We start from the raw sequence: 12678 nt of genomic DNA, 5'->3' as shown, positions 1-12678 counted from the left end.
CGCGCGGACGCGGGGTCCATAACCGAGAACAGCCTGAAAAGCAAGCCAGACGGCGTTCTGTGCGAAACTGCGCCCTGCGGTGACGCCGCCGCATAAATTCGCCTCATGCGGGATTCGCTTCAGCGCTTGCTAACTCTCATTTGATCGAAATCAAGGGTGCTTAGCAAATCCTAACACCTGGATGCGAGGATCGCCGTCATGACGGGTACAGGTGTTTCATGATTACGGTTTTGTCCTGCATTGCCACGGACCATACATATGGATTGCTGCTTCTGGCGGTGCTGGTCTGCATCCTCGGCTCTATCCTGACCATGCGGCTCTATGCACGGGTGCGGCGAACGGTCGGCGTGCAGCAGATGAACTGGCTCTTCATGGGCGGTGTCATCGGCGGTTCCACCATCTGGACCACGCATTTTATCGCAATGCTGAGCTTCGAGCCGTCGCTGCCGCATGCCTATGACCCGACGCTGACCGTCCTGTCGCTGGCGATTGCCGTGGGCATGACGACGTGCGGCCTGTTGGTCACGGCGCTGCGCAAGACCGGCCCGACCATCGAGCTTGGCGGCGCCATCATGGGCGCCGGCATCGCCATCATGCACTATGTCGGCATGATGGCCTACCAGGTCACCGGTCGGCTGGAATGGGATCCCACCTATTACGCGGCTTCCATCGTGCTGGGTATTGTCTTCGGCGCCCTTGCGACGAGCCGCATTGCGCGGCCCGTCACGCGTTTTTGCAAATACGGCGCCTCCATCGCGCTCATTCTTGCCATCACCACCATGCACTTCACCGGCATGGCGGCAATCACGATCGTGCCCGATCCGTTGATACCGCTTGCGGCCGACATGATGCCCGACAGCCTCATGACCATCATGGTGCTTGCCCTTGTCTGCGTCATGCTGGGGCTCGGCGCCTCGACCTATATCATCGACCTGCATGCGACGCAGGTGGCGGTCGAGCGCTTCCGCCATTTGTCGCTGCACGATCCGCTGACCGGTCTGCCGAACCGGGCGGCCTTCGGCGAGCATCTGAGCGCAAGCATCCGCAGTCAGTCCGACGATACAGCCCGGATTGCCGTCCTGTCCTTCGACCTAGATCGCTTCAAGGAGGTCAACGACGTGCACGGCCATGCGGCCGGCGACGCTGTTTTGCGCCTGGTGGCCGAGCGCATGACCCTGGTTCTCGGCGAAGGCGAATTCGTGGCACGCATCGGTGGCGACGAGTTCGTGGCGCTGACCAGCAATTTCTTCATGAAGGGCGATGCGCGCGCCTTTGCCGCCAGGCTTGTGGCGGAGATCGTCAAGCCGATCGAATGGGAGGGCCGCACGCTGATGGTCGGCACCAGCGTTGGCATGTCGTTGTTTCCGGTCGACGCCCGCACATCGGAGGAATTGCTGGCCCAGGCTGACCTTGCCATGTACAGGGCAAAGGCCGCCGGCTCGAATGCGATACGCCTTTATGATTCGTCGATGGACGATGCCGCCCGCAACCGCAGCGTCCTTGCAGCCGACATGCGCCAGGGCATCACCCGCAGCGAGTTCGAACTCTATTACCAGTATCAGAACAGTTCGCAGACGCGCGACATCATCGGTTTCGAGGTGCTGTTGCGCTGGAACCATCCGGTGCGGGGCAAGGTGCCGCCGCTGGACTTCATCCCGATCGCCGAGAAGAACGGCTTCATCCATGAGTTGGGGGAGTGGGTTTTGCGTACGGCCTGCCAGGAGGCGGCCGGCTGGAACAATCCCGTGAACATCGCGGTCAATGTCGCGCCCGCCCAGCTTGCCGACGCAAATTTTCCCCAGCGGGTCAACCGGATTCTTCTGGAAACCGGCCTGTCCGCCGCGCGTCTGGAACTCGAGATCACTGAATCCGGCATTATCGCCGATCAGCAGCATGCGCTGCACATCATCCGCCAGCTGAAAGATCTCGGCGTCCGGATCGCCATGGACGACTATGGAACTGGCTATTCGTCGCTCTCGACCCTGCAGAATTTTCCCTTCGACAAGATCAAGATCGATCGGGCTTTCATCGACGGCGTCAACAGCAACCGGCAATCTGCAGCGATCGTCCGCTCGACGATCATTCTGGCGCAGAGCCTCAATATTCCGGTGCTGGCCGAAGGGGTCGAGAGGGAAGAGCATATGGATTTTCTGCGTCGGGAAGGCTGTCTGCAGGTGCAGGGCTATCTGTTTGGCAAACCGATGCCGCTGAGCGGCATCGCCCATATCGTCAACGCCGCGCCGGGAACGAAGATGCCTGTGACACGCAGCGCCGCCTGAGCATCAGCCTTTCAAACGACGTGTCAGCCGGGCGAGCCCAAGCATCAGCCCGCCGGCCAGAAGCCCCCAGAACGCGCCGGAAATGCCAGCGAAACTGACGCCGGACGCCGTGACGAGAAAGGTTACGGCGGCGGCTTCGCGCGTGTCCGGTTCCTTGAAGGCTGCCATTGACGATCCGGCGAAGGCGGCGATCAGCGCAAGGCCTGCGACTGCCTGGATCAGGATGGGCGGTGCAAGGCTGACGAAGGCGGTGACGGTTGCGGCCAGCAGGCCGAAGACGACATAGGTGACACCGGCGACGATCGCCGACCAATAGCGCCGTGCCGGATCCGGATGGGCATCGCTGCCGGCACACATGGCCGCCGTGATTGCCGCCAGATTGACCGCATGGCCGCCAAAGGGCGCGCTGAGCAGAGAAAAGACTCCGGTGACCGCAAACAAAGGTCCGGGCCTGGGCTCAAAGCCGTTGACCTGAAGCACGGCGATGCCCGGAATGTTCTGCGATGCCATGGTGACGATGAACAGAGGCAGGGCGATGCTGACGAGGCCTGCGATATTGAAGACGGGGCTGACCAGCTCGGCCTGCGGCAAAAGCGTCCCGGAGAGCTTTGCCAGGGCGTCTGCCGGGATATCGACGCCGAAGACCAGCACCAGCACGAATGCGGCCAGCGCCGCAGGCACGGCAAACAGCCGGTTGATGCTGCCGACGACGATGAAGGCCAGCACGATCGGCAGCCCGAAGAATGGATTGAAAGCGATCGCTTTCACGGGTGCAAAGCAGAGCCCGATCAGTACACCGGCGAGCATGGCATTGGCGAGCGCCGCCGGGATCGCGGCAACCATCCGCCCCAGCGGCTTCCAGAGACCGGCCATCACGATCAGCACGGCGCAGACCAGAAAACCGCCGACCGCGGCGTTGAAGCCGCCGACCACGATGCCCGAGCTTGCCAGAAGGGCTGCACCCGGCGTCGACCAGGCAATGCTGACCGGCAGGCGGGTGGCGATGCTGAGCACGATGGCGCAGACGCCCATGGAGATGGAGAGCGCCATCAGGCCGGACGCTGCCTGCGCTTCGGTGGCGCCGACGCCGGTCAGGCCATGCAGCACGACGGCAAAGGAACTGGCAAAGCCGACAAAGGCGGTGAGCAGGCCCATGAACAGGCTCTGCAGGGAAAAGTCGCGAAGCATAGGTGTGTGAACCGAAAGCAATTGGCAGGATGCGAGGCTTCCTATCACACTCCCGTTACCACGAGAATGCTCTTGCGACGGAATGTCCGAAACCGAAACGGTGGCTTTGACCTTCGTCAGGATAGACGCCGGGCGATAAACGCCTATATTGCGCCTGTGTCGGCTTTCAGGGAGGGAAGCAGATGAACCATTCGGATCATGTCCAGACCATCGCGCATCAGACATCGGCGGCCGCCAGTTCGCCGATCGCCGCATCGTGGCGCCGCTGCATGACCCAGCATGGTCTGTCGCCGGAAGAGGCGCGCACTCCGATCCGCCTGTCAGAGGCAGATTTTCTCAGCGCGAAGGACCGCTCCGGTCCCCTGCTCGAGGAAGCGGCCAGCGAACTCGACCGGCTGTTTTCCACCGTTGGCAAGGCGGGCTGCTGCCTGCTTTTAACGGACGGGCAGGGTGTGGCACTCGACCGCCGGGGGGCTGCCGGCGACGACAAGGAATTTCGCGGCATTGGTCTGTGGTCGGGCACGCTGTGGAGCGAGGCGAGTGTCGGCACCAACGGCATCGGCACGGCGATCGCCGACGAGCGCGCCGTGATCATCCACCGTGACCAGCATTTTCTCACGCGCAATACCGGCCTGTCCTGCGCCACTGCGCCGATCCGCGACCACAAGGGCCGGATCGCTGCAGCGATCGACATTTCCACTTGCCGCGATGATGCCGGCGACATGGCGATGATGATCCTCTCGCAGGCGGTGCGCGACGCTGCCGCCCGGATCGAGGCCAACCTGTTCCACCGCGCCTATGCCGGCGCGCGCATCCTGCTGGTTCCGGCCGAAGGCAAGTCGGCGCCGGCGCTTCTGGCCATCGACCGCGACGATCTCGTGCTCGGTGCGACACGGGCCGCCCGGCTGCGGCTCAACATCGACGATCGCCGGATCGCTGCCGGCATAGCGGCGGCGGATCTTCTCGGCGAAGACGCCGGCAGCGAGGGCACTGACCTACCGGATGCCGAGCGAGCAGCGTTGCGCCGCGTCCTGTCGCGGGCAGGCGGCAATGTCTCGCAGGCGGCCGACATTCTCGGCATCAGCCGTGCAACGCTCTATCGCAAGATGCGACGCCTCTCGATGAACTGACGCGACTTTCTTGCGCTGCAGCATGGAACGCGACGCCGACCTGTCGCAAATCTGAAACACATCCTTGCGCCTGCGTTCTCGGCCCTCTACCGCCCGCGGACGTTCCGGCGCACCGTTTCCCCAGCAGATGTTGGAGTCTGTTTTACGGGAGGAAGTTTCATGTTGCATCAGAAGATCGTCGAGAATCCGTTCAAGCCGAAATACGGCAATTTCATCGGCGGTGCGTGGCGCGAGCCGGTCGACGGGCGCTATTTCGACAATACGACGCCGGTCACGGGTGGGGTTCTCTGCCAGATCGCCCGGTCCCAGGCCGCCGACGTCGAGCTGGCGCTCGATGCCGCGCATGCCGCCAAGGACAAATGGGCCCGCACCTCGTCGACCGAGCGCGCCAATATTCTGATGAAGATCGCGCAACGGATGGAAGACAATATCGAGCTTCTGGCCAAGGCAGAAACCTGGGACAACGGCAAGCCGCTGCGTGAAACGATGGCCGCCGACATGCCGCTCGCCATCGACCACTTCCGCTATTTCGCCTCCTGCGTCCGGGCCCAGGAAGGCTCGATCGGCGAGATCGACCATGACACCGTCGCCTATCACTTCCATGAGCCGCTCGGCGTCGTCGCCCAGATCATTCCCTGGAATTTTCCGATCCTGATGGCCGCCTGGAAACTGGCGCCGGCGCTTGCTGCCGGCAATTGCGTCATCCTCAAGCCGGCCGAACAGACGCCGGCCTCGATCCTCGTCTGGATCGAGCTCGTCGGCGACTTGCTTCCGCCGGGTGTTCTCAACATCGTCAACGGCTTCGGGCTGGAGGCCGGCAAGCCGCTGGCGACCAATCCGCGGATCAACAAGGTGGCGTTTACCGGCGAGACGTCGACCGGTCGGCTGATCATGCAATATGCCAGCCAGAACCTCATTCCGGTGACGCTTGAACTGGGCGGCAAGTCGCCGAACATCTTCTTTGAAGACGTCATGCGCGAGGACGACGACTATCTCGACAAGGCGCTCGAAGGCTTTGCCATGTTTGCGCTCAACCAGGGCGAGGTCTGCACGTGCCCGAGCCGGGCGCTGATCCACGAGAAGATCTACGATCGCTTCATGGAAAAGGCACTGAAACGCGTCGCGGCGATCAAGCAGGGCAACCCGCTCGATATGTCGACGATGATCGGCGCACAGGCCTCCGGCGAACAGCTGGAAAAGATCATGTCCTACATGGATATCGGTCGCCAGGAAGGTGCCGAAGTTTTGATCGGCGGCGAGCGCAACACGCTCGACGGCGAACTGGCCGGTGGTTTCTACGTCAAGCCGACCGTGTTCAAGGGCCACAACAAGATGCGCGTCTTCCAGGAGGAGATCTTTGGGCCTGTTGTCTCCGTGACAACCTTCAAGACCGACGAGGAAGCGCTCGAGATCGCCAATGACACGCTTTACGGCCTGGGTTCGGGCGTCTGGAGCCGCGATGCAAACCGCTGCTACAATTTCGGCCGCAACATCCAGGCCGGACGCGTCTGGACGAATTGCTACCATGCCTATCCGGCAGGCGCTGCCTTCGGCGGTTACAAACAGTCCGGCATCGGCCGCGAAACCCACAAGATGATGCTCGACCATTACCAGCAGACCAAGAACATGCTGGTGAGCTACAGCCCGAAGGCGCTGGGGTTCTTCTGAGCCGGGTCTCATCCGCCCCTTGTGGGCAGTGTCAAAGCCAAGCGAAGGGAAGGCGTTGACTAAAAACACCTCTCCCCAACCCCTCCCCACAAGGGGGAGGGAGCAGCCCGAAGATGCGGTTCCGCCAAGCCGAACCATTGGAAACGACCATGACCGGTACCATCAACGGCGAACCCCGTGTTCTCGCCACCGACGCGGCGCTCGAATTCATCCGCGAAATCCAGATGGATCACCCCGATCTGCTGTTTCACCAGTCCGGTGGGTGCTGCGACGGCTCATCGCCCATGTGTTATCCGGCGGATGACTATATCGTCGGCGACCATGACGTGCAGCTCGGCGAGATCGGCGGCGTGCCGGTCTATATCTCGGCCAGCCAGTTCGAGGTCTGGCGGCATACGCAGCTGATCATCGATGTCGTGCCCGGCCGGGGCGGCATGTTCTCGCTCGACAATGGTCGCGAGCGCCGCTTCCTGACGCGGTCGAAACTGTTTGCCGGCGGCGAAGCCTGTGCCGTTCCCGTCGTCAAGCGGGTATGACGGGCGCAATATTCATGGGACGTCAGCGCTGACAGGGTTGATGCAAACGGGTCCGCACGGCTATTGATGGCGCCACTCTCCGCATCGCGGCTCTGCCTCGATCTCCAAGAAGGCGCATTCCATGCTCGAAGACGGCTATCACGACATTCCATCCGACAAGATTGTTGCCGTCGTCACCTCCCTGCAGATGTTGCAACGTCCGCCTGTCCGGGCAGAGGCATCCGGCCCGTGGACGCTGCGCCAGCACGCAAACATCGCCCTCGACAGTTACCGGGACCTCTATACGGAGATCGGTGCCGAATGGCTCTGGTGCTCGCGCCTCATGATGTCGGATGAAGAGCTGGCGTCGCATGTGCATTCTCCCGAGGTCGAAGTCCACCTTCTGGAGGTCGACGGTGTCGCGCAAGGCATCGCGGAACTGGATTTTCGCCAAGCCGGAATGTGTGAGATGGCCTTCTTCGGTATCTCCGCAACCCAGATCGGTACCGGTGCCGGTCGCTGGTTGATGAACCGGGCCATCGACCTTGCCTGGCGCCATCCGATCGAACGCTTCTGGCTGCACACCTGCACGCTCGACAGTCCGCAGGCTTTGCCCTTCTACATGCGCTCGGGTTTCAGCCCCTTCAAGCGCCAGGTTGAGGTCTTCGATGATCCGCGCCTGTCCGGCCGCAGCCCGACGGACGCAGCACCCCACCTGCCGATCCTGACGATATAGGCGCATGCCTGAGCGACGCGGGGCGATCGCCTTTTTGTTTTCCTGGTCAAAGTCTTGCCACCAAGGTCACGGACAAGAAAAGCGCATGGAGGGCTGCGCATGAGTTTTCGTTCTTTTCCGGGTATTCGGTTTTCAGTGACAGTGCTGGCGCTGTCTGCGCTCTTCGCCATACCCGCGCAAGCCGCGACACTGTGCACCGTCATTGCCGATGCAAAGACGGGTGACATCCTGGTGCGGGAGGGGAAATGCGACGCGCGCGTCACGCCCGCGTCGACTTTCAAGATACCTTTGGCCGTCATGGGCTATGATTCCGGTTTCCTGACAGACGGTCACACGCCCACCTTGCCCTTCCGCAAGGGCGATCCCGATTGGGGCGGCGATAACTGGAAGCAGCCGACCGATGCCGTCCGCTGGCTCAAATATTCGGTTGTCTGGTTCTCGCAGCGGATGACTGCGCATCTTGGCGCAGAAAAACTGACCGACTATGCCCGGCGCTTTGACTACGGAAATGCCGACCTCTCTGGCGATCCAGGCAGGAACAACGGCCTTGAGCGGGCGTGGATCGCGTCATCCCTCAAGATATCGCCGATCGAGCAGGTCACTTTTCTGCGCCGGCTGATCAACCATCAGTTTCGCGTCAGCGATGCGGCAGTGGACAGGACCGTGGCTGTTGTCGAGGGGCGGATCCTGGCATCGGGCTGGGCCGTCAAGGGCAAGACCGGCATGGCCTATCCCCGCGATGCGGGTGGCAGGTTCGACCGGAACCATCCGTGGGGCTGGTATGTCGGTTGGGGAAAAAAGGGCGACCGGACCATCGTCTTTGCACGCCTCGTCCGGGATGACCGGAAAACCGCAGGCAGCGCCGGTTTTCGCGCCCGCGACAGTCTGTTTCAAGAGCTTCCATCGCTGCTCGAGCACAAGTGAGGCCGTTTGGGTCAAGGGCGTCTGACAACCGGAAAGACGGCGGTTTCGCCGCCAAACAACCGGCGAAACATCGGCTGCGCCCTGTCAAAGCTGGCGGTCAATCGAACAGGCTGGAGACCGATTCTTCCTGGCTGGTTCGGTTGATGGCTTCGCCGATCAGGCTGGCGGTCGAGATGACCCGGATATTGTGGGCGGACTGGACCGAGGTCGTCGGCTGGATCGAATCCGTGATCACCAGTTCCTTGAGCTTGGACGAGGTGACGCGGGCAACGGCGCCGCCGGACAGGACGCCGTGGGTGATATAGGCGGTCACGCTCGTTGCACCGTTTTTCAGGAGCGCTTCGGCAGCATTGCAGAGCGTGCCGCCACTGTCGACGATGTCGTCGATCAACAGACAGTCCTTGCCGGTCACGTCGCCGATGACGTTCATGACTTCGGATTCGCCGGCCCGTTCGCGGCGCTTGTCGACGATCGCCAGCTGACAATCGAGGCGCTTGGCGAGCGCACGGGCACGCACCACGCCGCCGACGTCCGGCGAGACCACCATGACGTTCTTGAGGTCGTAGTTTTCCTTGACGTCGCGCGACAGGATCGGCACGGCGTAGAGGTTGTCGGTCGGGATGTCGAAGAAGCCCTGGATCTGGCCGGCATGCAGGTCGAGCGTCAGAACGCGGTCGGCACCGGCTTCGGTAATCAGGTTGGCGACCAGCTTGGCCGAGATCGGCGTGCGCGGACCGGGCTTTCGGTCCTGACGGGCATAGCCGAAATAGGGAATGACGGCGGTGATACGGCGGGCCGACGAGCGACGCATCGCGTCGATCATGATCAGCAGTTCCATCAGGTGGTCATTGGTCGGAAACGAGGTGGACTGGACGACGAAAACGTCCTCGCCGCGCACGTTTTCCTGGATTTCCACGAAGATTTCCTGGTCCGCAAAGCGTCTGACTGTTGCTTTGCCCAGGGGCAGGTTGAGATAATTGCAGATCGCTTCGGCCAAAAGCCGGTTCGAGTTGCCTGCGAATACCTTCATTGATGGTCCGCCTGTGCTGGCGCGGTTATCTCTCAGATGGAAGTATCTGAAAGGGTCCGTCTCCGCGCAAATTCCGTAAGCCTATCCGAGTGATCGTATGCAGTCTGAATGCGATTGGTTCAGAACCGATTGGCCGCTTTTTAGCGGCCCTGAACCCGAATGCAAGGGGATAGCGACGTGTGGATCGTGTTTATCCTAAAAAGTTTGTCCAGCTGTCGCCGTATCAACCCGGATTGCTCTGGCTCCAGGACAGATAGGCCTCGATCGAGCGGGTGGCGATGCCCTGCATGGTTGTCGCCGGCACTGCTGACCACAGATCCGCGGCCGCTCCCGCAACAGTGTCCTGGCCCTGGATGCGATGCAGGCGGTTGCCGGAATTGTCGAGAACGTCCCAGACATAGACGACCGTCGTCTGGTCCCCGTCCTTGAAGGCCGAGAAATAGCCCTTGAGGATATGGCGACTGGTCGGGTCGGCGGCGCCCTTGATGGTCAGGCCCTTGGCACGGGCTTCGGCGCCAAGCTGCTTCGACAGGGGCGTCACGGCCTGAACCGGCGCGCCGATGATCGGCAGGAAGCGGATCGTGCCGGTGGCTGCGGCCGGCGATACGGCGGCAACCGTGGTCTGCTGCTGTTGCGGCATTTCCTGCTCGGTCGCGCTTTCGGCAGGCTGGGTAACCTGCGCCGGAATGCTGCCCTGTTGCAACTGACCGGCCTGGGCGTCGAGCGTGCCGGCGGGGTTTGTATAGGTCGCGTCCGCGCGCGCCAGCGCCGTTTCGGCCGGTGTGGTGTTCTGCGCGGAAAAGGCTGACGTCTGGTTGACCGGCGCAAGCTGCTGTTCGGTGACAACCGGCTGCTGCTGCGCCATCTGGTCGAGATCGGCCTGGTTGACGGGCGATGACGACTGGACAGTGCCGTCGCCGACATCCACCTGCGGCGTCAGCGCATCCGTTGTGTTGCAGCCCGAAAGGGCTGCAACAAGACCAAGGCCCAGGAGGAGCATGACCAGCTTCTGCATTGTTTCCACCGTCCCGTGATGTCTCGGCGACAGATTTATGACGGGAGCCGTCTTGCCCTGTCAATCGCAGGATATGCTAACCGCATTTCCTTACGCAGAGATGAAGTCCAGGCCATAGCGCGACAGCGGCTTCGGGCTGTCCGCCGTCGTCAGGTAGGTCTGGCCGAGCGTCATTGCCGTTCCGCTGTCGCTGTCCATGATGATCATGTGCACGAACAGAGACATGTCGGGCTCGATTTCCTGCGGATTGCCCATGTGGAACATCTGGTGCTCCATCCAGGACGGCGAGAAGCGCGCGCCGAGCGAATAGCCGCAGGCATTCAGCCGGTGTTTGGCAAGGCCGCGTTCGTCCATGATCTTCGAATGGATGTCGAACACCGTGCCGAATGTATTGCCGGGGCGCAGCACCATCTCGATGCCCTGCAGCGTTTCGCGGCAGGCGCTGTAGAGTTCGCGGTGGCGGTTGGTCGGTTCGCCGACGACGACGGTGCGCATCATCGCCGCATGGTAATGGGCGCTGACACCGGCCCATTCCAGCGTCAGCTGGTCCTGCGGGTCGAGATCGCGCCGGCCGGCCTTGTAGCGGCACAAAAGCGCATCCGCACCGGAGCCGATGATGAATTCATTGGCGGGATAATCGCCGCCGCCGGCAAAGACAGCGCCTTGCATGGCGGCCAGGATCGCGGCCTCGCTGCCACCGGGCACGATCAGCGGCAGGGCCGCGTCGAGCGCGTCGTCGGCAAGGCTGGCGGCCTTCTCGACATGCAGGATCTCCGCCGGGCTCTTGACCAGGCGCAGGCGGCTGACCAGCATCGAGGCATCGGTCAGTTCGCCGAAGCTCGTCAGCTGGTGGTCGAGCAGGCGGGCGATCCGCCCGGTCATGCCATGGGTGTCATATTCGATGCCGATGCGGGCGCCGAGCAGGTCCATGTCGCTGAGCAGGTTCTTCAGGTCCATCGTCGGATCGGCATTGACCCGGTCGATCCAGATCTCGATACGCTCGATATTGGAGGTGTGGCGTGCCTGGCGAAGATCGGCCGAGCGCGTCAGAAGCACCATCGATCCGTCCGCCTTGACCACCAGCGTCTGGAAGAAGCAGTAGCCGAACGTGTCGTAACCCGTCAGCCAGTACATGCTTTCCTGGGCAAACAGGAGAACGGCGTCGAGCTTGTCTTCACGCATCCTGGCTGTCATCCGGTCCAGTCGCGCCGCGTATTCTTCGGGTGCAAAGTGCAGAGCCATGTTATCTCTCCCGTATGGATATTGCAGAAATCTGTCGGCCGTAATCCGGTTCCCGACGATGGGTGGTGCGGCGGTAGGAGAAAAAGCGCTCCTCGTCCGCATAGGTACAGATGTCGAGGTTTTCGGCCACGATTCCGGCCTCGCCCAGCCGCATCAAGGTCAGGGCAGGCAGGTCGAACATCGAATGTCCGGGGGTGTCGGAGGGTGTGAAAAAGCGGGTGTAGGCGGCATCCTTCTCCAGAAAACGCGCGATGAACTCCGCGCCGACCTCATAGTTCCGCCGGCTGATCGAGGGGCCGAGGCAGGCGTGAATGCGGTTGCGCGCCGCGCCGAGCGCCACCATCGCATCGATCGTGTTTTCGAGAACGCCCGTCAGCGCCCCCTTCCATCCGGCATGCGCCGCGCCGATGATGCCGGCATCCGGGTCCGCAAACAGCACCGGGCCGCAATCGGCCGAGAGAACGCCAAGCACCAGCCCCGGCGTCGCCGTGACCATGGCGTCCGCCTGCGCACGGCTTCCGTCATAGAGAGCGTCGATGACAACGACGTCCGGCGAGTGGACCTGATGCAGGGTCGCGAGCCTCTCGGGTGCTGCGTCGAACCAGCGGCTGACACGATGGCGGTTCTCGAGGACGTGGTCACGGTCGTCGTTCGAGCCGAGCCCGACATTCAGGCCGCGATAGATGCCGTCAGAAACACCGCCTGCGCGTGTGAAATAGCCGTGCCGGATCGTCGGGCCGAGCGTTTCCGACAGCAGCGGACTTGTGACCGGAGAGGGCAGGGCGTCATGCTTCATCGGTGGTCTTGCCCCTTTCTGCGCTGGGATCGTGGAGGTTTTTTGAAAGGGTGGACGTGGCATTCTGTCCGGGTGATTTGGCGCGGATGTTGGCCCCCGGCTCGGCCGCTGTCAATTGCAGGATTGATCATCGGACCGCCCGACCTCGATCTGGA

The 12678-nt window shown here is 62.4% G+C and carries 11 protein-coding genes; 6 read left to right on the top strand and 5 right to left on the bottom strand.

Translation table 11 applies throughout. The annotated features are described in order from the left end of the window. Window positions 1–218: 218 nt before the first annotated feature. The gene (locus AX760_RS12170; RefSeq protein WP_071833151.1) at window positions 219–2279 is read left to right on the top strand and encodes a putative bifunctional diguanylate cyclase/phosphodiesterase; all 2061 of its coding nucleotides are present in this window, start codon (window positions 219–221) and stop codon (window positions 2277–2279) included. Between the two features lie 3 nt (window positions 2280–2282). Here the strand turns inward: AX760_RS12170 and AX760_RS12165 are convergent, their stop codons facing one another. Beyond that, the gene (locus AX760_RS12165; RefSeq protein ID WP_071833150.1) at window positions 2283–3467 is read right to left on the bottom strand and encodes a benzoate/H(+) symporter BenE family transporter; all 1185 of its coding nucleotides are present in this window, start codon (window positions 3465–3467) and stop codon (window positions 2283–2285) included. 182 nt (window positions 3468–3649) lie between these two features. Here AX760_RS12165 and AX760_RS12160 point away from each other — a divergent pair, with 182 nt between their 5' ends. The 5 genes from AX760_RS12160 to blaOXA all read left to right on the top strand — a co-directional run bounded on the left by AX760_RS12160 (window position 3650) and on the right by blaOXA (window position 8440). Beyond that, window positions 3650–4597, top strand: a complete 948-nt coding sequence (locus AX760_RS12160; protein ID WP_071833149.1) for a helix-turn-helix domain-containing protein — start codon at window positions 3650–3652, stop codon at window positions 4595–4597. 159 nt (window positions 4598–4756) lie between these two features. Then, window positions 4757–6265: an aldehyde dehydrogenase gene (gene adh, locus AX760_RS12155; protein WP_071833148.1), complete on the top strand. Its 1509-nt coding sequence runs from the start codon at window positions 4757–4759 to the stop codon at window positions 6263–6265. 149 nt (window positions 6266–6414) lie between these two features. After that, the gene (locus tag AX760_RS12150; protein ID WP_071833302.1) at window positions 6415–6801 is read left to right on the top strand and encodes a DUF779 domain-containing protein; all 387 of its coding nucleotides are present in this window, start codon (window positions 6415–6417) and stop codon (window positions 6799–6801) included. A 121-nt stretch (window positions 6802–6922) separates the two neighbouring features. After that, a complete protein-coding gene (locus AX760_RS12145) occupies window positions 6923–7516 on the top strand; it encodes a GNAT family N-acetyltransferase (RefSeq protein ID WP_071833147.1) in 594 nt (197 codons plus the stop codon). 99 nt (window positions 7517–7615) lie between these two features. Then, window positions 7616–8440 carry a class D beta-lactamase gene (blaOXA, locus tag AX760_RS12140; RefSeq protein WP_071833146.1) on the top strand — a complete coding sequence of 275 codons (825 nt, stop codon included), beginning with the start codon at window positions 7616–7618 and terminating at the stop codon, window positions 8438–8440. Window positions 8441–8537: 97 nt separating this feature from the next. Here blaOXA and AX760_RS12135 read toward each other — a convergent pair whose 3' ends face one another. The 4 genes from AX760_RS12135 to pgeF all read right to left on the bottom strand — a co-directional run bounded on the left by AX760_RS12135 (window position 8538) and on the right by pgeF (window position 12523). Further along, window positions 8538–9470 carry a ribose-phosphate pyrophosphokinase gene (locus tag AX760_RS12135; protein WP_071833145.1) on the bottom strand — a complete coding sequence of 311 codons (933 nt, stop codon included), beginning with the start codon at window positions 9468–9470 and terminating at the stop codon, window positions 8538–8540. A 223-nt stretch (window positions 9471–9693) separates the two neighbouring features. Then, complete coding sequence (locus tag AX760_RS12130; RefSeq protein WP_071833144.1) at window positions 9694–10485, bottom strand: hypothetical protein; 792 nt, start codon at window positions 10483–10485, stop codon at window positions 9694–9696. A gap of 90 nt (window positions 10486–10575) precedes the next feature. Continuing rightward, window positions 10576–11727 carry a M24 family metallopeptidase gene (locus AX760_RS12125; RefSeq protein ID WP_071833143.1) on the bottom strand — a complete coding sequence of 384 codons (1152 nt, stop codon included), beginning with the start codon at window positions 11725–11727 and terminating at the stop codon, window positions 10576–10578. A 1-nt stretch (window position 11728) separates the two neighbouring features. Beyond that, complete coding sequence (gene pgeF, locus AX760_RS12120; protein WP_071833142.1) at window positions 11729–12523, bottom strand: peptidoglycan editing factor PgeF; 795 nt, start codon at window positions 12521–12523, stop codon at window positions 11729–11731. Window positions 12524–12678 lie beyond the last annotated feature (155 nt).

The sequence above is a fragment of the Pararhizobium antarcticum genome (assembly GCF_001885585.1).
Classification (GTDB): Bacteria; Pseudomonadota; Alphaproteobacteria; order Rhizobiales; family Rhizobiaceae; genus Pararhizobium; species Pararhizobium antarcticum.
This window is presented reverse-complemented; position numbering and strand designations above follow the sequence as displayed.

Coding starts and splice junctions, on each gene's coding strand:
- AX760_RS12170 (WP_071833151.1), top strand. CDS start 219: ATGATTACGGTTTTGTCCTGCATTGCCACGGACCATACATATGGATTG.
- blaOXA (WP_071833146.1), top strand. CDS start 7,616: ATGAGTTTTCGTTCTTTTCCGGGTATTCGGTTTTCAGTGACAGTGCTG.
- AX760_RS12130 (WP_071833144.1), bottom strand. CDS start 10,485: ATGCAGAAGCTGGTCATGCTCCTCCTGGGCCTTGGTCTTGTTGCAGCC.
- AX760_RS12150 (WP_071833302.1), top strand. CDS start 6,415: ATGACCGGTACCATCAACGGCGAACCCCGTGTTCTCGCCACCGACGCG.
- adh (WP_071833148.1), top strand. CDS start 4,757: ATGTTGCATCAGAAGATCGTCGAGAATCCGTTCAAGCCGAAATACGGC.
- pgeF (WP_071833142.1), bottom strand. CDS start 12,523: ATGAAGCATGACGCCCTGCCCTCTCCGGTCACAAGTCCGCTGCTGTCG.
- AX760_RS12160 (WP_071833149.1), top strand. CDS start 3,650: ATGAACCATTCGGATCATGTCCAGACCATCGCGCATCAGACATCGGCG.
- AX760_RS12125 (WP_071833143.1), bottom strand. CDS start 11,727: ATGGCTCTGCACTTTGCACCCGAAGAATACGCGGCGCGACTGGACCGG.
- AX760_RS12165 (WP_071833150.1), bottom strand. CDS start 3,467: ATGCTTCGCGACTTTTCCCTGCAGAGCCTGTTCATGGGCCTGCTCACC.
- AX760_RS12135 (WP_071833145.1), bottom strand. CDS start 9,470: ATGAAGGTATTCGCAGGCAACTCGAACCGGCTTTTGGCCGAAGCGATC.
- AX760_RS12145 (WP_071833147.1), top strand. CDS start 6,923: ATGCTCGAAGACGGCTATCACGACATTCCATCCGACAAGATTGTTGCC.